General features: G+C 57.1%; 11 protein-coding genes and 4 pseudogenes. 7 read left to right on the top strand and 8 right to left on the bottom strand.

What is annotated here, in order from left to right; genetic code table 11:
* Nucleotides 1-3: 3 nt before the first annotated feature.
* The 3 genes from JNO11_RS18365 (at nucleotide 4) to ilvA (ending at nucleotide 4,396) form a co-directional block, all read left to right on the top strand.
* Nucleotides 4-933 carry a branched-chain amino acid transaminase gene (locus JNO11_RS18365; protein ID WP_010253558.1) on the top strand — a complete coding sequence of 310 codons (930 nt, stop codon included), beginning with the start codon at nucleotides 4-6 and terminating at the stop codon, nucleotides 931-933.
* A gap of 62 nt (nucleotides 934-995) precedes the next feature.
* On the top strand, nucleotides 996-2,846 hold the full coding sequence (ilvD, locus tag JNO11_RS18360; RefSeq protein WP_010253556.1) for a dihydroxy-acid dehydratase: 1,851 nt from the start codon (nucleotides 996-998) through the stop codon (nucleotides 2,844-2,846).
* A gap of 2 nt (nucleotides 2,847-2,848) precedes the next feature.
* Nucleotides 2,849-4,396, top strand: a complete 1,548-nt coding sequence (gene ilvA / locus JNO11_RS18355; protein ID WP_031593765.1) for a threonine ammonia-lyase, biosynthetic — start codon at nucleotides 2,849-2,851, stop codon at nucleotides 4,394-4,396.
* Here the strand turns inward: ilvA and ilvY are convergent, their stop codons facing one another.
* Nucleotides 4,397-5,278, bottom strand: a complete 882-nt coding sequence (ilvY, locus tag JNO11_RS18350; RefSeq protein ID WP_008926355.1) for an HTH-type transcriptional activator IlvY — start codon at nucleotides 5,276-5,278, stop codon at nucleotides 4,397-4,399.
* Between the two features lie 162 nt (nucleotides 5,279-5,440).
* Between ilvY and ilvC the strand changes: the two are divergent.
* Nucleotides 5,441-6,917: pseudogene (gene ilvC / locus JNO11_RS18345) on the top strand (ketol-acid reductoisomerase).
* Nucleotides 6,918-7,520: 603 nt separating this feature from the next.
* On the opposite strand, the gene JNO11_RS18340 reads toward ilvC, so the two are convergent.
* The 3 genes and pseudogenes from JNO11_RS18340 to JNO11_RS18330 all read right to left on the bottom strand — a co-directional run bounded on the left by JNO11_RS18340 (nucleotide 7,521) and on the right by JNO11_RS18330 (nucleotide 11,091).
* The gene (locus JNO11_RS18340; RefSeq protein ID WP_325177571.1) at nucleotides 7,521-8,852 is read right to left on the bottom strand and encodes an MFS transporter; all 1,332 of its coding nucleotides are present in this window, start codon (nucleotides 8,850-8,852) and stop codon (nucleotides 7,521-7,523) included.
* A 273-nt stretch (nucleotides 8,853-9,125) separates the two neighbouring features.
* A pseudogene (gene yhjD, locus JNO11_RS18335) lies at nucleotides 9,126-10,146 on the bottom strand (inner membrane protein YhjD).
* A gap of 45 nt (nucleotides 10,147-10,191) precedes the next feature.
* On the bottom strand, nucleotides 10,192-11,091 hold the full coding sequence (locus JNO11_RS18330; protein WP_010253546.1) for a LysR family transcriptional regulator: 900 nt from the start codon (nucleotides 11,089-11,091) through the stop codon (nucleotides 10,192-10,194).
* A gap of 115 nt (nucleotides 11,092-11,206) precedes the next feature.
* Here JNO11_RS18330 and JNO11_RS18325 point away from each other — a divergent pair.
* Nucleotides 11,207-11,966 (top strand): annotated as a pseudogene (locus tag JNO11_RS18325) (SDR family oxidoreductase).
* A gap of 44 nt (nucleotides 11,967-12,010) precedes the next feature.
* Here the strand turns inward: JNO11_RS18325 and JNO11_RS18320 are convergent.
* Nucleotides 12,011-12,859 (bottom strand): PhzF family phenazine biosynthesis protein, encoded by an 849-nt coding sequence (locus JNO11_RS18320; protein WP_010253539.1) that lies wholly within the window; start codon nucleotides 12,857-12,859, stop codon nucleotides 12,011-12,013.
* Between the two features lie 107 nt (nucleotides 12,860-12,966).
* Between JNO11_RS18320 and JNO11_RS18315 the strand changes: the two genes are divergently transcribed.
* Nucleotides 12,967-13,590 carry a glutathione S-transferase gene (locus JNO11_RS18315; protein WP_010253536.1) on the top strand — a complete coding sequence of 208 codons (624 nt, stop codon included), beginning with the start codon at nucleotides 12,967-12,969 and terminating at the stop codon, nucleotides 13,588-13,590.
* Here the strand turns inward: JNO11_RS18315 and JNO11_RS18310 are convergent.
* Nucleotides 13,557-15,044: a PLP-dependent aminotransferase family protein gene (locus JNO11_RS18310; protein WP_052270739.1), complete on the bottom strand. Its 1,488-nt coding sequence runs from the start codon at nucleotides 15,042-15,044 to the stop codon at nucleotides 13,557-13,559. The genes JNO11_RS18315 and JNO11_RS18310 overlap by 34 nt on opposite strands.
* A gap of 134 nt (nucleotides 15,045-15,178) precedes the next feature.
* Here JNO11_RS18310 and JNO11_RS18305 point away from each other — a divergent pair, with 134 nt between their 5' ends.
* Nucleotides 15,179-15,766, top strand: coding sequence for a LysE family translocator (locus JNO11_RS18305; RefSeq protein ID WP_263056785.1), 588 nt, complete (start codon nucleotides 15,179-15,181; stop codon nucleotides 15,764-15,766).
* Here JNO11_RS18305 and JNO11_RS18300 read toward each other — a convergent pair.
* Nucleotides 15,763-18,148 (bottom strand): annotated as a pseudogene (locus JNO11_RS18300) (phosphoketolase family protein). The gene JNO11_RS18305 and the pseudogene JNO11_RS18300 overlap by 4 nt on opposite strands.
* A 127-nt stretch (nucleotides 18,149-18,275) precedes the next feature.
* Nucleotides 18,276-19,892 carry a malate dehydrogenase (quinone) gene (gene mqo / locus JNO11_RS18295; protein WP_022623958.1) on the bottom strand — a complete coding sequence of 539 codons (1,617 nt, stop codon included), beginning with the start codon at nucleotides 19,890-19,892 and terminating at the stop codon, nucleotides 18,276-18,278.
* Nucleotides 19,893-20,131 lie beyond the last annotated feature (239 nt).

Raw genomic sequence — 20,131 nt, 5'->3', positions numbered from 1 at the left:
ACAATGAGCACGAAGAAAGCAGACTTTATTTGGTTCAATGGCGAGATGGTTAAGTGGGAAGAGGCGAAGGTCAGCGTCATGTCCCACGCGTTGCACTACGGTACGTCGGTATTTGAAGGCGTGCGCTGCTACGACTCTCACAAAGGACCGGTTGTGTTCCGCCATCGCGAACACATGCAACGTCTGCACGACTCCGCCAAAATCTATCGCTTCCCGATTAAAAGCAGCGTTGATGAGCTGATGGAAGCGTGCCGCGAAGTCATCCGCGTGAACAAACTGAAAAGTGCTTATATCCGTCCGCTGGCCTTTGTCGGCGATGTGGGCCTGGGCGTGAACCCGCCAGACGGCTTCACCACCGATGTGATCATTGCGGCGTTCCCGTGGGGCGCATACCTGGGCGCTGAAGCCCTTGAGAACGGCATCGATGCCATGGTCTCCTCATGGAACCGCGTAGCACCGAACACCCTGCCAACCGCCGCTAAAGCGGGCGGTAACTACCTCTCCTCACTGCTGGTGGGCAGCGAAGCCCGTCGTCACGGCTATCAGGAAGGGATTGCGCTGGATACTAATGGCCTGATCTCAGAAGGTGCAGGCGAAAACCTGTTTGAAGTTAAAGATGGCGTGCTCTTTACCCCGCCATTTACCTCTTCAGCACTGCCGGGCATCACCCGCGATGCCATCATCACGCTGGCGCGCGATATGGGCATTGAAGTGCGTGAGCAGACCCTGTCGCGTGAATCTCTCTATCTGGCTGACGAAGTCTTTATGTCTGGCACCGCGGCAGAAATTACACCGGTGCGCAGCGTTGACCGCATTCAGGTTGGCGAAGGCAAACGTGGCCCGGTGACCAAACGCATCCAGGAGGCCTTCTTTGGCCTGTTCACCGGCGAAACCGAAGACAAATGGGGCTGGTTAGATCCGGTTAACCCATAATCAGATACAGCGCGGGCGTCATCTGACGTCCGCGAGCTTATTCTTACTGGAGTAAATAGAGTATGCCTAAGTACCGTTCCGCCACCACCACCCACGGCCGCAATATGGCGGGTGCCCGTGCCTTATGGCGCGCGACAGGAATGACCGACGACGATTTCGGCAAGCCGATTATCGCTGTGGTTAACTCATTCACCCAATTTGTGCCGGGCCACGTTCACCTGCGTGATCTTGGTAAACTTGTCGCCGAGCAGATCGAAGCGGCAGGCGGTGTGGCTAAAGAGTTCAACACCATTGCGGTGGATGACGGTATTGCCATGGGTCATGGCGGCATGCTGTATTCACTGCCGTCGCGTGAGCTGATTGCTGACTCGGTCGAGTACATGGTCAACGCCCACTGTGCTGACGCCATGGTCTGCATCTCTAACTGCGACAAAATCACCCCGGGTATGCTGATGGCGTCATTGCGCCTCAATATTCCGGTGATCTTCGTTTCAGGCGGACCGATGGAAGCGGGTAAAACCAAGCTTTCTGACCAGATCATCAAGCTGGATCTGGTAGATGCGATGATTCAGGGTGCCAACCCGAACGTCAGCGATGCCGACAGCGAGCAGATCGAACGCTCTGCCTGTCCGACCTGCGGCTCCTGCTCCGGTATGTTCACCGCCAACTCGATGAACTGCCTGACTGAAGCACTCGGTCTGTCGCAGCCTGGCAACGGTTCACTGCTGGCTACGCATGCCGATCGCAAAGAGCTGTTCATCAATGCCGGTAAGCGCATCGTAAGCCTGACCAAGCGCTATTACGAGCAGGATGATGTCAACATGCTGCCGCGTAACATCGCGAACAAGGCCGCTTTTGAGAACGCCATGATGCTGGATATCGCCATGGGTGGCTCCACCAACACCGTGCTCCACCTGCTGGCAGCCGCACAGGAAGGCGATATTGACTTTAATATCTCCGACATCGATCGCCTGTCACGCAAAGTGCCTCAGCTCTGTAAAGTGGCGCCAAGCACTCCGAAATACCATATGGAAGATGTGCATCGCGCGGGTGGCGTGTTCGCCATTCTCGGCGAGCTGGATCGTGCCGGCCTGTTCGACAGCAGCGCCCGTAATATCCTGCAGCAGACCATGCGTGAAACGCTGGATCAGTACGACATCATGCTGACCAAAGATCAGGCGGTAAAAGATATGTTCCGCGCGGGTCCGGCGGGTATTCGTACCACCCAGGCGTTCTCACAGAACTGCCGCTGGGACACGCTGGATGATGACCGTGCCGAAGGCTGTATCCGTACCCGTGAAAATGCTTACTCGCAGGATGGCGGTCTGGCCGTGCTCTACGGCAACATTGCGGAAGATGGCTGTATCGTAAAAACTGCGGGCGTAGACAAAGAGATCCTGACCTTCACCGGTCCGGCCAAAGTCTATGAAAGCCAGGATGACGCCGTTGAAGCGATTCTGGGCGGCAAAGTCGTTGCGGGCGATGTGGTCGTCATTCGCTACGAAGGTCCAAAAGGCGGGCCAGGCATGCAGGAGATGCTCTATCCGACCACTTATCTGAAATCGATGGGGCTGGGCAAAAGCTGCGCGCTGATCACCGATGGTCGTTTCTCTGGCGGTACGTCGGGCCTCTCTATCGGTCACGCCTCGCCTGAAGCAGCCAACGGTGGCACCATTGCGCTGGTCAAAGATGGCGACACCATCGAAATCGATATCCCTAACCGCGGTATCAAACTCGCCGTACCGGATAACGAACTGCACGCCCGTCGTGAAGAGCAGCAGGCACGTGGCGATGCGGCGTATACGCCGGTCAATCGTCAGCGTGAAGTCTCCTTTGCGCTGCGTGCCTACGCATTACTCGCGACCAGTGCTGACAAAGGCGCCGTCCGCGATAAGAGCAAGCTGGGAGGCTAACGATGGCCGAGTCTCAACCGCTACCCGAGGCGCCTTGTGGCGCCGAGTATTTGCGCGCAGTGTTGCGTTCACCGGTGTATGAAGTGGCACAGGTGACGCCGCTGCAGGTTATGGAAAAAATCTCATCGCGTCTCGGCAACACCATTCTGGTGAAGCGGGAAGATCGTCAGCCGGTGCACAGTTTCAAGGTGCGCGGTGCCTACGCGATGATTGCCGGTCTGAACGAAGAGCAGAAAGCGCGCGGCGTGGTGACGGCGTCAGCCGGTAACCATGCGCAGGGCGTGGCGCTCTCCGCCACTAAGCTGGGCATCAAGTCACTGATTGTGATGCCGCTGGCGACGGCAGACATCAAGGTTGATGCGGTGCGCGCATTTGGCGGTGAGGCTTTCCTGTTCGGGGCCAACTTTGACGAGGCGAAAGCCAAAGCGATAGAACTCTCTGAACAGCGCGGTTACACCTTCGTACCGCCGTTTGACCATCCGGCCGTCATTGCCGGACAGGGCACGCTGGCGATGGAGCTGCTGCAACAGGATGCGCATCTCGACCGGGTCTTTGTCCCGGTTGGCGGTGGAGGTCTGGCAGCCGGCGTCGCGGTGCTGATCAAGCAGCTGATGCCGCAAATCAAAGTGATCGCGGTGGAGTCAGAAGATTCAGCCTGCCTGAAAGCAGCGCTGGAGGCGGGTCATCCGGTCGATCTGCCGCGCGTCGGGCTGTTTGCCGAAGGGGTGGCGGTGAAACGGATTGGCAGCGAAACCTTCCGGCTCTGTCAGGAATACATCGATGACATCATCACCGTCGACAGCGATGCCATTTGTGCCGCAATGAAAGATCTCTTTGAAGATGTCCGTGCTGTGGCGGAGCCCTCTGGCGCGCTGGCGCTGGCGGGCATGAAAAAGTATATCCAGCAGCACGGGATCAAAGGCGAGCGGCTGGCGCATGTGTTATCCGGGGCCAACGTCAATTTCCACGGCCTGCGCTACGTTTCTGAGCGCTGCGAGCTGGGCGAACAGCGTGAAGCGCTGCTGGCCGTAACGATCCCGGAACAGCAGGGCAGTTTCCTGCGTTTCTGCCAGACGCTGGGTGGACGGTCGATTACCGAGTTCAACTACCGCTACGCCGATGCGGACAAAGCCTGCATCTTTGTTGGCGTACGACTGACGCGCGGCGTGGAAGAGCGCAGCGAGATCATCAGCGAGCTCACCAGCGGCGGTTATCAGGTGGTCGATCTCTCGGATGATGAGATGGCGAAACTGCACGTGCGTTACATGGTGGGCGGACGTCCTTCTAAACCACTGCGTGAACGCCTCTTCAGCTTTGAATTCCCGGAGGCACCCGGCGCGTTGCTGAAGTTCCTGCAAACGCTGGGCACCCACTGGAATATCTCGCTGTTTCATTATCGCAGCCACGGCACCGATTATGGCCGTGTGCTGGCCGCTTTTGAACTTGGCAGCGATGAGCCACGCTTCGAAGAGCATCTCACCGATCTGGGTTACGACTTTCATGACGAAAGCCAGAACCCGGCGTTCCGCTTCTTCCTGTCAGGCAGCTGATTACAGCTGGCTCCAGAAAGCACTGATCAGCGGCTCTCCGAGCCGCTTTTTTTGCACGCAGATGCCGAGTTCGAACGGCGCAACCGAGTCAATATTCTCCAGTAGCAGCACGCGGTTACGCACCGGGTCCGGGCTGTTCTCCAGCACCACATCCGGCAAAAGTGCGATGCCGCAGCCCAGCGCCACCATCGAAACAATCGCCTCATGACCTGAGACCGTGGCGTAAATTACCGGATTCGGGATGCGCTGGCGGCGAAACCAGAGATCGATACGTCGCCGTGCCGGTCCCTGCACCGGCAGGATAAACGGAATTTTTGACCAGTCGGGCTGCGGCTGTGTTGCCTGAGTACGAACGGCACAGGGCAGTGCAGGCGCGATCAGCACCAGCGGGATCAGCCCCAGTGGCATAAAATCAATGCTGGCGGGCAGCGTTTCAGGACGGCCGGCAATGGCCAGATCGGCATCGCCGGAGTGCACTTTTTCCACCGCATCCGCGGCATCGCCGGTATCCAGTTTGATTTCGACCTGCGGATGTTCAGCGCGAAAGCGGTCGAGGATGGGCGGCAGATGACTGTAGGCCGCCGTCACTGAGCAGAACAGGCGCAGCTCGCCGCTGAGCGACGGACCGTTAAGATCCATCACATGGCGCAGTTGCTGATACTGCAACAGCGTCTGCTGGGCAAACTGGCGCAGGCGTTCGCCCGCTTCTGTCAGCGTCACGGTGCGGTTATCGCGCAGAAACAGCGCATGGCCGACATCTTCTTCAAGCCGCTGGATCTGGCGTGACAGCGTGGAAGGGCTGACGTGCATAGCACGCGCAGTGCGCCCGAAGTGGCAGCTTTCTGCCAGATGAAGAAACAGTTTCAGATCCCGTAAATCCATGTGCGCGTCGCCTCTGGGTGGTGTTGCATTTATTGCAATGTGACGTTGTTAATATATCAATTTAAGCAACAGAATTCCTGTCATATGATGGGGTCATTCGCGGCGCTACATGACACGCCGTTCCTGAACAAAAAAAGCAAACACAACCTTACCGGAGTACCCATGGCTAACTATTTCAACACATTGAACCTGCGCAACCAGCTGGCGCAATTAGGTAAATGCCGTTTCATGGCGCGCGATGAATTCGCGGATGGTGCCAGTTTCCTGAAAGGCAAAAAAAGTCGTTATCGTTGGCTGTGGTGCGCAGGGCCTGAATCAGGGTCTGAACATGCGTGATTCCGGTCTGGATGTGGCCTATGCACTGCGTGCTGAAGCAATTGCGGAAAAACGCCCTTCATGGCGCAAAGCGACCGATAACGGTTTCAAAGTGGGCACCTACGAAGAACTGATCCCGCAGGCTGATCTGGTGGTTAACCTGACGCCAGACAAGCAGCACTCCGCTGTAGTTCAGGCTGTTCAGCCGCTGATGAAAGATGGCGCTGCGCTGGGCTACTCGCACGGTTTCAACATCGTTGAAGTGGGCGAAAGCATCCGCAAAGACATCACCGTGGTCATGGTGGCACCGAAGTGTCCGGGTACAGAAGTTCGTGAAGAGTACAAACGTGGCTTTGGTGTACCGACGCTGATCGCGGTTCACCCGGAAAACGATCCAAAAGGCGAAGGCATGGCGATTGCCAAAGCCTGGGCAGCAGCAACTGGCGGCGATCGTGCTGGCGTGCTGGAGTCCTCTTTCGTTGCTGAAGTGAAATCTGACCTGATGGGTGAGCAGACCATCCTGTGCGGCATGTTGCAGGCTGGTTCACTGCTCTGCTTCGACAAGCTGGTGGCTGAAGGCACTGACCCGGCTTACGCAGAAAAACTGATCCAGTTCGGCTGGGAAACCATCACCGAATCACTGAAGTTTGGCGGCATCACACTGATGATGGATCGCCTCTCTAACCCGGCTAAACTGCGCGCTTATGCGCTGTCAGAGCAGCTGAAAACCATCATGGCACCCCTGTTCCAGAAACACATGGATGACATCATCTCCGGCGAATTCTCTTCCGGCATGATGGCGGACTGGGCTAACGATGATAAAAACCTGCTGACCTGGCGTGAAGAGACCGGCCAGACCGCGTTCGAAACCGCTTCACAGTATGAAGGCAAAATCGAAGAGCAGGAGTACTACGACAAAGGTGTGGTGATGGTTGCGATGGTTAAAGCGGGCGTTGAGCTGGCGTTTGAAACCATGGTGGACGCCGGCATCATTGAAGAGTCTGCTTACTACGAATCACTGCATGAGCTGCCGCTGATCGCGAACACCATCGCCCGTAAGCGCCTGTATGAAATGAACGTGGTGATTTCCGATACCGCCGAATATGGTAACTACCTGTTCTCCTTCGCTGCGGTGCCGCTGCTGAAAGAGTTCATGACCACGCTGCAGCCAGGCGATCTGGGTAAAGCGGTTGAAGGCACGCAGGTTGATAACGCGCAGCTGCGTGACGTTAACGAAGCGGTTCGCCAGCACCCGATTGAAACCGTTGGCCGCAAGCTGCGTGGCTACATGACCGACATGAAGCGTATCGCTGTCGCGGGCTAATTACCGTCATCACAGTTTTCAGCAAAACAAACCCCGGCTTGCCGGGGTTTTTTTGTTGATGAACAACGGCTGGACGGTTCTCTGTGAGACCGTGCCTGCACAGGCAACACGGTCAGATCGGAAAGGCGCTTAAGCCAATCCCTGGCCGCTCGGCCCGCGCCGTCCCTGGCGCGGGACGCTTTCCTCTTCTGCCCGTGTTGCCTGTGCCCTCAAGCTTCTTAATTGCTGTAAGAATTACCCCGCCTCAGGTTTTATACATTTAAACGCGATTCAGCTTTTTCGAACAGACAACTAATCCACTCCAAACGATGGGAGCATACGCCTGTAGCAAAGCATCGCGTGCCATGGACAAAAACGGCGGGAGCCTTTTTTGAACAACGCAAAGCGTTGGCCCGTTTACGGTCGCGCCTCAGGGATGAGGTACTTAATCGAACGCGCTGAGCCCGCCATGGATGGCGTCTTTTGCGTCTTTGCGAAAGGCGTATGCTCCCTGAGCCTGTCGCCTGATATTGCTTAGCCCTTCAGAGCGGTTGTACTCTGTGAGCCTGCTCCATAAAAAAACCCGGCAGCCGCCGGGTTTTCACTGACCTTCATCCAGCCGGATTAAACGTCATACAGCGTCTGATTACGCGTCTCTTTACAGGCGAGCAATGCAATCAGCGTCAGCACGGCCATCGACGCCAGATAAAGTCCCACCGCCTGCAAACCATAATGCGCATTCAGCCAGGTCGCGATATAAGGCGCAACAGAGGCACCCAGAATCGATGAGAGGTTATAAGAGAACGATGCGCCGGTATAACGCACTTCGGTCGGAAACAGCTCCGGCAGCAGCGCGCCCATCGGACCAAAGGTCAGGCCCATAATGCTCAGACCCAGCAACAGAAACGCCATCACCAGCACCTGCGATCCGGAACCGAGCATCGCCGGGAACAGGAACGAAAACGCGATAATCATCAGCGTAATGGTAATCATCGTCTTGCGGCGACCAAAACGGTCAGCCAGCAAACCGGCAATCGGCACCATCACTCCAAAGCCAATCACCGCCAGCATCAGCATCCACAACATACTATTACGCGGAATACCCAGACCGGCCGGTGCTGCCGTGGTGCCGTAGCTCATCGAATAGACGGTCATGATATAGAACAGCGTATAGGTCGCCAGCATGATAAAGGTGCCGAGAATGGTGGCAGTCAGATGCTTGCTCAGCAGCGCCGCAATGGGCACCCGAACCTGCTTCTTCTCTTTCTGTACTTTGGCAAACACCGGACTCTCATGCAGCGAAACGCGCACATACAGGCCAATCAGCACCAGCACGGCAGAGAGAATAAACGGCACGCGCCAGCCCCACTGCATAAACTGCTCGTCGGTCAGCAGCCACGAAAGCAGCAGAAAAGTGCCGTTAGCGAAGAAAAAGCCAATCGGCGCACCCAGCTGAGGGAAGGAGCCGTAAAGCGCACGCTTCTTCGCCGGGGCATTTTCCGTCGCCAGCAGCGCCGCGCCACCCCATTCACCACCCAGTCCCAGTCCCTGACCAAAACGCGCCAGCGCCAGCAGCAGCGGAGCCATCACGCCGATGGTTTCATAGCCGGGCAGCAGACCAATCACCACGGTGGAGATCCCCATGGTCAGCAGCGAGGCAACCAGCGTGGCTTTGCGACCCACGCGATCGCCAAAGTGACCAAACACGGCGGAGCCAATCGGACGCGCGATAAAGGCGATAGCAAAGGTGGCCAGCGACTGTAGCGTCGCGACCGTGGCATCACCCTGCGGGAAGAAAATGTGCGGGAAAACAATCACCGCAGCAGTGGCATAAATATAAAAGTCGAAGAACTCGATGGCCGTTCCGACCAGCGAGGCAATCACCACTTTACTGCGTGAGTTAACCGGCGTGGGATCCTGCTGTTTGTCGAGCGTGTCTGTGAGGGAGGCTTGCATAACTGTTTCTTATTTGTAAATACAGACAAAGAATCTTACGCATCTGCCAGAGCGCATTCAATGAAGAAAACCCGCGCCGCGTCTGGCTTCAGCGGGCAAAAAAGAGGATAATTTCTGAGGTGCGACGAATGTCGGGGGATACCGGGGTAATCCGGACGATATCTGGCGGGATACTCTACGAAAGGGCTAAATAAAAGTGACCCCTCAGCTATTCATCCTGTTATCTGGTTAAAAAATAGCCGAGGGGTAATATTTTCCGCTGTTGTTAACGGATTACGATGATTTGTGTCGTGACGCGCTGCCCGCTTCAGGCATTTGTGGGTCGTCTTTATATTTGGCGGTGGCGATCCACGCCGCACAGAACAGCGTCAGACGGGCGAAGAAGTAGAAAAACGCCATCAGGCCGAGCACGGAACCAAAGGCCGCACCGGAAGGCGAGGTCGCCAGCTTCGGCAGCGTTAGCGTCATCACAAACTTGATCACCTCAAAACCGATTGCCGCCAGCAGCGTGCCGCGGAACAGTGCTTTCTTACGCGGCTTATGACGCGGCAGGATCCAGAAAATCCACAGGAACAGCAGATAGTTAGCCATAACGGAAATCGAGGTGGCAATAATGGTCAGGGCGGGCCGTAACCAGTCGATGCCATCCAGCCCCAGTGCGCTGACGATCATTGCCTGCGCCGAACCGGCTACCGAGGTCAGCGACAGCGTAATCACCAGCGCCAGCATCAGACCGGTCAGCGACAGGAAATCGCGAATATAACGCTTCCAGATCTTCTCTTTGTCATCCGGTTTGCGTTCCCACACGTCGCGCGACTGGGCACGAATCGCTTCGCGCAGGTTACCCATCCAGTTAAGACCGGAGTAGAGCGCCAGCAGTAAACCGGTAATACCCACGGTGGCACGCTGCTGAATGGCGGTATTTACCGTATTCTTCAGCGTGGTGGCCAGCGTCGGGTCGCTGATGCTGCTGACGATTTTGTTGATGATATCGGTCAGCAGATCCTGGTTCGATGCCAGCACAAAACCCACGGCGGCAAACGACACCATCAGAATGGGGATCAGCGATAAAAAAAGAGAAATAGGTAATGGCCGCGCCAAACTGGCTGCCGAGCCGATCGTTAAAGCGGTCAAGGGCGCGAATAAAATGCGCCACTGCCGGGATCGCCTGAAACCAGGCGGCAAAACGCGACACGCGCACTATCGAATGATCAACCGTCTCGTTGCCGGTTTTAATATCGATAAGTGGCTTTTGCGGCTGCGTATCCTGCGGGTTTTCCTGCTTGTCTGTCATAGACCTTCACTGTCCTGTTTATCATTAAAATCAAAGTATAGCCGCTCAGGTGACGTACTCCTGTAACACCTGACTCAGCCACTCCATAAAAACCCGCACGCGACGCGCCACATTGCGCCGGTGCGGATAGAGCAGGTGGATCGGCATCGGTCTGGCGGGAAAGCGATGCAGCACTTCTACCAGCTCGCCTCTTTCCAGTAATGTCTGAATCCCGGCGGCTGGCACCTGAATAATGCCTAACCCCGCCAGACAGGCGGCGCGATAGGTTTCGGTGCTGTTCACGGTGACCACACCGCCGGTGTGAACATAGTGACACTGCCTGCCATCAAAATATTCAAAACCCGGTGAGGCCTGACCCAGTTGCTGGCTGTAATGCACCATCGCATGCTGCGACAGCTCTTCCAGCCGGATCGGCATGCCGAAACGCGAAAGGTAGCCAGGGCTGGCGCAGTTGATCAAGGTATGGGTACCAATTTTTCGCGCAATCAGGCCAGAATCTTTGAGCTCACCGACGCGGATTACGCAGTCAAACCCTTCCCGGATCACATCCACCTGACGATCGCTGCTGCTCAGCTCAATCTCTACGCCGGGGTAGTGCTGCAAAAATTCCGGCAGCCGTGGCAGGATAAAACTGGTGGCCATGGCCACAGACATATCAATCCGGAGTTTACCGCTGAGCGAGGCAGGCTCGTGCTGGAACAGGCTGTCCATATCGTCAATCATCGACAATAAATCCAGACAGCGATCGTAATAGACCAACCCATCCTGGGTTAGTTGCACCCGGCGCGTGGTGCGATGCAGCAAACGTGTTGCCATTTGATTCTCCAGCGCCTGTATCTGCCGCGAAACGCTGCCTTTAGGGACACCTAAACTCTCTGCCGCGCGGGTAAAACTGCCCATTTCGGCCACCCGCACAAACACCTGCATTGCGTGAATTTTGTCCATGTTGTTCACCGATTGTTGTTTTTATTGAAACAGTGATGCGCATTTAACACTGTTTATAGATCAATAATTCGCGAATATCCTTAACCTGTGTTCAATTTTTCAACAGGTGCGAGAGATGAATCAGAAAGTGGCGTTAATTACCGGTGCAAACCGCGGTTTAGGCCGTAATGGCGCGTTAAAACTGGCGGCCAGGGGGGACAGACATTATCCTGACTTACCGCAGCCATGCCGATGAGGCACAGACGGTGGTGAAGGAGATCGAGGCGCTGGGACGGCGTGCAGTGGCACTGGCGCTGGACGTCGGCGAAACCGGTCAGTTCGATCGCTTTGTCGGCCAGGTGAAAGAGGCATTGCAACAGCAATGGCAGCGTGAGCGCTTTGACTATTTAGTGAACAACGCCGGACACGGACACTACAAGCCATTTACCGACACCACCGAGGCGGAATTTGATGCGCTGGTTAACGTGCATTTCAAAGGACCTTACTTCCTGACCCAGAAGCTGCTGCCGCTGATCAACGACGGTGGCCGCATCCTGAATATCTCCAGCGGTCTGACCCGGCTGATCTATCCTGGCTCCTCGACCTATGCGTCAATGAAAGGGGCGATGGAGGTACTGACGCGCTATCAGGCGAAGGAGCTGGGCGAACGGCGCATTCGCGTTAATATCCTGGCACCTGGCGCGATAGAGACCGACTTTGGCGGTGGCCGGGTGCGCGATACCCCCGAGATTAACCATCAGATTGCCGGGCTGACGGCGCTGGGCCGGGTCGGACTGCCGGATGATATCGGCGACGCCATCAGCGCGATCCTCAGTGACGAAACCGGCTGGATCACCGCTCAGCGTATTGAAGCCTCAGGCGGGCAGGGGATTTAACCGCTGGTGGCGTCGCGGAAAGCACCCCGCGACGTCGCCGCCTTTTACAGCGTAATGGTGCCATCAATGACGGTAACGGTATTACCGCCAATCCAGATGGTTTCACCATTAAAGGTTACGTTCACCCGACCGGCACGCTGCAGAGCAGTACCCTGACGCACGCGATAGGAGGTGGTATGGCCTGCGGCTGCAAAATACCGCGCCAGACAGGCGTTGGCGCTGCCGGTCACCGGATCTTCGGTCAGGCTGCCATTTTCCACCAGCAGGCCACGCACTTCATACTGTTCATGCTCGCCCGAGGGCAAACGGCCAAAGGGCATCACGCCCGAGACACCCGCATGTTTAATCAGGCGCTGCAAATCGCTGACATTGGGCTGCAGCGCCAGCACGGCCTCGGCGCTGACCATCGGCACCAGCAGCCAGCGGATACCCATATCCACTACGGTGGGGCTTTGCGTCAGATCGAATGCATCGCTGTTTAAGGCGTTACCCATCAGCGCATCCTGCCATGGCATCAGGGTGGCAGCTGGCGCGGCAAAGGCCAGTCCGCCCGTCTCATTAATCTTCACCGTCACGTTACCGACGCCGCACTCCTGCACGATTTCACCCGGCGTACGGGTTGGCCAGCCCGCCTCCAGCAGCGCGTGTGCGGTGCCCAGCGTTGGGTGACCGGCAAACGGCAGTTCGCCTTCAACGGTAAAAATACGCACCCGGTAGTCCGCCTCTTCATGTTGTGGCGGCAGCACAAAGGTGGTTTCCGACAGGTTAGTCCAGCGGGCAATCGCCGCCAGCTGGCTGTCGCTCAACCCCTGAGCATCCATAATCACCGCCAGCGGATTGCCATTAAAGGCTGCTGAGGTAAACACATCGACTTGCTTAAACGCGACCTTCATGGTGACTCCTTGCGATTGGGTTCAGTGCGGCCTTTTCTCTGCCGGATGATTGCTTATAACAGCTAACAGCGTTATCAATAAGTTAAAGATTTTACCGGAGACTGTGAATGCTAACGATCCTGGGACGCGCCTCCTCAATCAACGTGCGCAAAGTATTATGGCTGTGTGACGAGCTTGACCTTGATTACCAGCGCGAAGAGTGGGGCGATGGATTCCGCTCAACGCACCTGCCCGAATTTATGGCACTTAATCCCAATGCGATGGTGCCGGTACTGAAAGATGATGACTTTGTGATGTGGGAATCCAACGCCATCCTGCGCTATCTGGCGAATGCCTATGGCGGCGAGTGGCTCTATCCTCATCATCCTCAAACGCGTGCGCCTGTCGATCAGTGGATGGACTGGCAGTCCACTGAACTCAACACCTCATGGCGCTACGCATTTATGTCGCTGGTGCGAAATTCACCGGCTCATCAGGATCCACGTCTGCTGGCCGCGGCCAGTAAAGGCTGGGCACACACCATGAGCATTCTCAATCAGCAGCTGGAAAAAACCGGTCGCTACGTTGCCGGACGTAATTTCACGCTGGCAGACATTCCGATTGGTCTGGCGGTGAACCGCTGGTTTGAAACGCCGCTCGAACACCCTGATTATCCGGCGGTACGCACCTATTACGAACGCCTGACTGAACGCCACGGCTATACCGTCTGGGGCCGCAACGGTACACCCTGAGCCTCGCCGCAGGATACTCCCGCCAGTTCACAGGCGATTTCGCCCGCGCGTCTGATCGCCCAGCTGTAGCGCGCATCAAACGGATAGCAGCAGGAGAGGCGCAGTGCATGGTTGTAGCGCTCGCTCAGCGAATAGAGCGCGCCGGGCGTGACGCAAATCTGCTCCTGCAGCAGCCGATCAAACATCTCGGTGGTATTTACGCCGCCCGGTAACTCGACCCAGAAGACGAAGCCACCGCGCGGCAGCGTCGCGCGGGTGCCCTCCGGGAAGTAGCGGGCGATCAGTCCCCGCGCCTCATCCAGGTTGGCCGCGTAGCGACGGCGCAGCGTGCGCAGATGGTGGTCATAACCGCCGGAAGCAAGAAACTCCGCCAGCGTTTCAGAGAGCAGGGCGGATTCTGCCATCGACGACACCGCTTTCAGTCGGGCAATCGCATCATGAAAACGGCCAGCGGCGGTCCAGCCAATACGGAAATCGGGCGCCACGGTTTTGGTGAAGCTGGTGCAGTAGATCACCCAGCCGTCGCGATCAAAGGCTTTTACCGCGGGCGAGAGCGGCCAGTCGAACTGTAACTCGTCATACAGCCCATCTTCTATCAGCGGAACGTGGTAAGTATTCACTAACTTCGCCAGCCGCTTCTTGTTCTCCAGCGACATGCCGCAGCCCAGCGGGTTCTGCGCGCTCGGCATCGCAATCAGCGCCTTAATTCGCTGCTCCTGAAGCAGCATCTCCAGCGCATCCAGCGACAGCCCATGCTGCGGATCGGTGGGGATTTCCAGCGCCTTAAGGCCCAGTGAAGCCAGCAGCGGGAAGAGGAAAAAGTAGGTCGGCGACTCCAGTCCGACGCAGTCGCCGGGCTGCGTGACCGCCCGCAGCGCCAGCTGAAGCGCCTCCATGCAGCCGTGAGTAAGAGTGATCTCATCGGCGGTGAGCGTCTGTCCGGCGTGCAGCGCCCGTCGCGCAATCTCCTCCCGTAAGCGCTCACTACCGGGCGGAAGCGCATAGCGCCCAATCATGTTCGGATCACGGCGCAGCAGTGAGGCAGTAATCCGGGCAATACGCGCCGCAGGAAACAGCTCGCTATCCTGGGGGCAGGCCAGGGAAATATTGATGTAGTCGGGATGGTTCTGCGCCGCAAATACCTTATCGATAAGGTCGAGCTTGCTGCTGCTGGGGTCGCGTACCCGGGTTTTATGCTGACCATGGCGGGTCACGGCGGGCAACACGCCGCGCACGTAATAGCCCGACTGGGGACGCGCCTCAATCAGCCCGCGATCTTCCAGTAACTGCCAGGCATTCAGTACCGTATTGACGCTGACCTGATGTGACTGGGCGACGCGGCGGATCGCCGGCAGGCGTTTGCCAGGTTTCAGCGTGCCCTGATGGATAGCCTCAGCGAAGCTGTCTGCCAGCTGCTGATAGAGCGGCCGATCGGAAGTGGGAGCAAGGGACACAGTAGCCTCCGGATTGGATGGGTACAATTGCTGTTAACGGGAACTGTAACCATAACAATAGTGATTTTGTGTCACTGTTACCATCCCTTTTCCCGCCGTAGCATAGAACTCTGTCTGTTTTCAGGAGAGTCATAATGCTCGATCCCTCTTTCTTCAGTTACGTTACCGTCATGTCGATTACGCCAGGCCCGAACAATCTGCTGCTGGCGACCTCAGGCGTCAATTTCGGCATGCGCCGCACGCTGCCGATGGTGTTTGGCATACTGATAGGTTGTGCGCTGCAAACGGTGATCGCCGGCGTCGCACTGGAGGTCTTACTGCACTGGATGGCGGCGATTCGCCTGCCGCTGACGCTGGCAGGCTGTGCCTATCTGTTGTGGCTCTCGTGGAAGATTTTCCGTGCAGCAGCACCTGAAGTGCGCAGCAAGCCGCAGCCCATGACGCTGCTGGGCGGAGCCTGTTTCCAGGCGATCAATCCCAAAGCCTGGCTGATGGCGACCAATGTGGCGCTGTTGTACAGCGCCAGCAGCGGCGTGCTGACGGTGATGATCGGCTTTATGCTGCTGAACCTGCCCTGCATTCTGATCTGGGCTGCGCTGGGCGATCGCCTGCGCAGCCATCTGCAGATTGCCTGGAAGCGTCAGTTATTTAACAGCCTGATGGCGCTGTCGCTGGTGGCGACTACCATCTGGATGCTGACCGACGCCTTGCTGGCCGCTTAATCGGGTGCACCAGGTGCTGTGGCCGACGGCCATTTCCAGTTCTGCACCTCCGGCACATCTTCACCATGTTCACGCACATAGCGATGATGTTCCGCCAGACGCTGCTGTAAATCCTCCAGTAGCTCAGGATGCGCATCGGCCAGGCCAGGCACGCGCAGAATCGCCTCCTGCGCCAGATGATAGCGGTCAAGTTCGTTCAGCACCGTCATATCAAATGGCGTAGTGGTGGTTCCCTCTTCATTGAAGCCGCGCACATGGAAGTTGCGGTGGTTGGTACGCGAATAGGTCAGGCGATGTATCAGCGTTGGATAACCGTGGAAGGCGAAGATTACCGGTTTATCCTGGGTAAACAGCGCGTCGAATTCCGCATCAGATTTGCCATGCGGATGCTGATCCTGCGGCTGCAGCGCCAGCAGATCGACCACGTTCACCACGCGGATACGCAGTTCGGGCAGCATACCGCGCAGCAGATCCACCGCCGCCATCGTCTCCATGGTCGGCACATCACCGGCACAGGCCATCACCACACCCGGCTCCTCATGCTCTGGGGTGGTGCCCGCCCAGCGCCACTCGCCCATGCCCGCTTCACAATGGGTCACCGCACTCGCCATATCCAGCCACTGCGGCGCAGGCTGCTTGCCCGCCACAATCACATTGATGCGGTCCCAGGTGCGCAGGCAGTGATCGCCAACCCACAGCAGCGTATTGGCATCGGGCGGCAGATAGATGCGCACAATGTCCGCTTTTTTTATTGGCAACGTGATCGATAAAGCCAGGATCCTGATGGCTGTAGCCATTGTGATCCTGTCGCCAGACGTGCGAAGAGAGCAGATAGTTCAGCGACGAGATCGGCTTACGCCAGCCCAGTTTACGCGAGACTTTCAGCCACTTGGCGTGCTGGTTAAACATCGAATCGACAATGTGGATAAAAGCTTCATAACAGTTAAACAGCCCGTGGCGGCCAGTCAGCAGATAGCCCTCAAGCCAGCCCTGACACTGATGCTCACTGAGAATTTCCATCACCCGGCCATCACGCGCCAGCTGCTCATCGTAAGGCTCTGTTCGTTCCAGCCAGGTACGGTTGGTCACGTCGAAGACCGGCGTCAGGCGGTTAGAGGCGGTTTCATCCGGGCCAAACAGGCGGAAATTATCGCGGTTGCGCTGGAACAGCACGCTGAGATAGCGGCCCAGATGCTCAGTGGCCTGCGCCATCTGTGCGCCTGGCTCGCTGACATCGCAGGCAAACTCCGCGAGTTCAGGCGCATCCAGCTCACGGCGCAACAGGCCGCCATTGGCATAAGGCGAAGACCCCATGCGTTTATCACCTTCCGGTGCCAGCGCCTGCAGTTCCGGCTTTAAGCGACCCTGTTCATCAAACAGGTCGTCTGGCTGATAACTCCGCATCCACGTCTCAAGGATCTGGCGATGTCCTTCATCTTCACGACAGGCCGCGACCGGCACCTGATGCGCCCGCCAGAAATCTTCCACTTTCTTGCCGTCGACCGTTTTGGGGCCGGTCCAGCCTTTAGGGCTGCGCAGAATAATCATTGGCCAGCGCGGCACCCCGGTGGTGGCTTTGCCCTGGCGCGCCTCGCGCTGATAAGCGGCGATTTTACTGAAGGCACTATCCAGCACCTCCGCCATCAGCGGATGCATTTTTTCAGGCTCATGCCCGCAGACGAACAGCGGCTCATAGCCGTAGCCACTGAACAACTGGTGCAAATCTTCATCGCTGCTGCGACCCAGCAGCGTCGGGTTGGCGATTTTGTAGCCATTGAGGTGCAGAATCGGCAGGACCGCGCCGTCACGTTCAGGATTCAGGAATTTAATGCCGTGCCAGCTGGAGGCCAGTGGACCGGTCTCCGCTTCGCCGTCGCCAATCACGCAGGGTACAACCAGTTCGGGATTATCGAAGGCCGCGCCAAACGCATGGGAGAGCGAATAGCCCAGTTCACCGCCTTCATTAATCGAGCCAGGCGTTTCCGGTGCCGCGTGACTGGGAATGCCCCCCGGAAAGGAGAACTGTTTGAACAGACGCTGCATGCCCGCCGCATCCTGCGTGATGTGCGGATAAATCTCGCTGTAGCTGCCCTCAAGCCAGGTATTCGCCACCATGCCGGGGCCGCCATGTCCTGGTCCGCAGATGTAGATCATATCCAGGTTTTGCTTCCGGATAACGCGGTTGAGGTGGGCATAGATAAAATTCAGGCCTGGCGTAGTGCCCCAGTGACCCAGCAGACGCGGTTTAATGTGTTCAGGCCTGAGTGGCTCACGCAACAGCGGGTTATCCATCAGGTAAATTTGTCCGACGGAGAGGTAGTTTGCTGCCCGCCAGTAGCGGTCGAGCAGCGTGAATTCCGGTGAAGCAGGGGAGTAAGACATGCAGTTTCCTCCTGATCGTGCAGCTAAAAGATGCCTTAACCCTAATAGAGAATGCCCGGATCGACCAGGTAACCGGCCAATAAAAAAGGCCCCGCAGTGCGGAGCCTTTTTTATCAATGGCGCTGAATTATTTGCCGACGACGAACGCGGTTTCCCGTCCTTCATCGTTTGCCGCCATCGGGGTAACCGGCGAATAGTCGAGCTGCAGAATCCGGCTGGTTTCGGCTAACACTTTCTCTGTCAGCGCTACGTCGCCGTTCAGCTTACGTCCCCAGGATGGGATCACCGCACGGATTTTGTTCTGCCATTCCGGCGAAGCCATCTGCTCAGGACAAACCTTGTGCAGCAGCTCCAGCATGATCGGTGCCGCCGTAGAGGCGCCAGGCGATGCACCCAGCAGTGCTGAAATCGAGCCATCCTGTGAGGCGACCACTTCGGTGCCCAGGCGTAACACGGCGCCCTCTTTCTCATCTTTCTTGATGATCTGCACACGCTGACCGGCAGTCACTAAGCGCCAGTCCTCCTGCTTCGCCTGCGGCACATAGGCGCGCAGGGCGTCCATCCGGTCGCGATCGCTTTGCAGCACCTGATCCATCAGGTATTTCACCAGATCAAAACTTTTCAGCCCCACTTTCACCATCGGCAGCATATTGCTGCTGTTCAGTGAGGTGAACATATCCATCAGCGAACCCTGCTTCAGGAACTTAGTCGAGAAGGTGGCGAACGGGCCAAACAGCAGCACCTGCTTGCCATCCAGCACGCGGGTGTCGACGTGCGGCACGGACATCGGCGGCGCACCGACGCTGGCTTTGCCATAGACCTTGGCCATGTGCTGCGCGACGACCTGCGGATTTTCCGTTACCAGGAATGAACCGCCCACCGGGAAACCAGCGTAACCGTTGGCTTCCGGGATGCCAGCCTTCTGCAACAGCGGTAACGCCGCGCCGCCAGCACCGATAAATATTCTACCCGCCGTTAGTGTGCGACGCGTGCCGCTGTTCAGACACTGCAGCGTCACCTGCCAGCGACCGTCGGCGAGCTGCTTCAGCTCACGCACTTCCTGACGCAGACGCAGCTGGAAATTCGCTCTCTTCTCTAGCGAGGCGATCAGCTGACGGGTGATTTCACCGAAGTTCACATCGGTGCCCATCTCCGTCCAGGTCGCGGCCACTTTCTGGCTGCGGTCACGGCCATTCATCACCAGCGGGATCCAGCGGGCAATCTGCTGCGGATCTTCGGAGTAGGCCATGCCACGGAACAGGGTGCTTTTCTGCAGCGCCTTAAAGCGCTTGCGCAGGAAGTCGACATTGTCGTCACCCCAGACAAAGCTCATGTGCGGCGTGCTGTGAATAAAGCTTTTAGGGTTGCGCAGGTTGCCTTTCTGGACCTGATAAGCCCAGAACTGGCGGGAAATCTGGAACGATTCGTTGATCGTCACCGCTTTAGAGATGTCGATGCTGCCATCCGCCTGCTGAGGCGTATAGTTCAGCTCTGCCAGCGCCGCATGACCGGTGCCCGCGTTATTCCAGCCGTTGGACGACTCTTCGGCCACGCTATCCAGCCGCTCCACCATTTCGATGGACCAGTCCGGCTCTAAATCCTGCAGCCACGCGCCGAGGGTGGCGCTCATCACACCTGCGCCAATCAGCAGCACGTCAACGTCTTTGCGCTCCTGCGCGGTAGTAGTGGTGTCCTTTGCCATGGCACTCATCGCGAGTGCAAGGTTTACAGCTGAATTGCACATGAGGCGACATCTCCTCTTCTGTTGACCTGAAGCCCAACAGTTTTGCAGGCGAAATAGTCACGCTTCTTACGAGCGCGTTGCGCTATTTCTCAAAGGTTAAGTCTCAGGTATAGGGTTAAAGCGGTAATAACGCGTTAACTGCACGTTATGCTTTGTCATCTGAATATAACATTCTCGCATCTGAATTAAACATTTGTTTATTTTTTAAATGCAGAAATGATTCAGCATAAGAATTAATC

The sequence above is a fragment of the Pantoea sp. 1B4 genome, from assembly GCF_016925765.1.
Classification (GTDB): Bacteria; Pseudomonadota; Gammaproteobacteria; order Enterobacterales; family Enterobacteriaceae; genus Pantoea; species Pantoea agglomerans.
This window is presented reverse-complemented; position numbering and strand designations above follow the sequence as displayed.

Coding starts and splice junctions, on each gene's coding strand:
- JNO11_RS18365 (WP_010253558.1), top strand. CDS start 4: ATGAGCACGAAGAAAGCAGACTTTATTTGGTTCAATGGCGAGATGGTT.
- ilvD (WP_010253556.1), top strand. CDS start 996: ATGCCTAAGTACCGTTCCGCCACCACCACCCACGGCCGCAATATGGCG.
- ilvA (WP_031593765.1), top strand. CDS start 2,849: ATGGCCGAGTCTCAACCGCTACCCGAGGCGCCTTGTGGCGCCGAGTAT.
- ilvY (WP_008926355.1), bottom strand. CDS start 5,278: ATGGATTTACGGGATCTGAAACTGTTTCTTCATCTGGCAGAAAGCTGC.
- JNO11_RS18340 (WP_325177571.1), bottom strand. CDS start 8,852: ATGCAAGCCTCCCTCACAGACACGCTCGACAAACAGCAGGATCCCACG.
- JNO11_RS18330 (WP_010253546.1), bottom strand. CDS start 11,091: ATGGACAAAATTCACGCAATGCAGGTGTTTGTGCGGGTGGCCGAAATG.
- JNO11_RS18320 (WP_010253539.1), bottom strand. CDS start 12,859: ATGAAGGTCGCGTTTAAGCAAGTCGATGTGTTTACCTCAGCAGCCTTT.
- JNO11_RS18315 (WP_010253536.1), top strand. CDS start 12,967: ATGCTAACGATCCTGGGACGCGCCTCCTCAATCAACGTGCGCAAAGTA.
- JNO11_RS18305 (WP_263056785.1), top strand. CDS start 15,179: ATGCTCGATCCCTCTTTCTTCAGTTACGTTACCGTCATGTCGATTACG.
- mqo (WP_022623958.1), bottom strand. CDS start 19,892: ATGTGCAATTCAGCTGTAAACCTTGCACTCGCGATGAGTGCCATGGCA.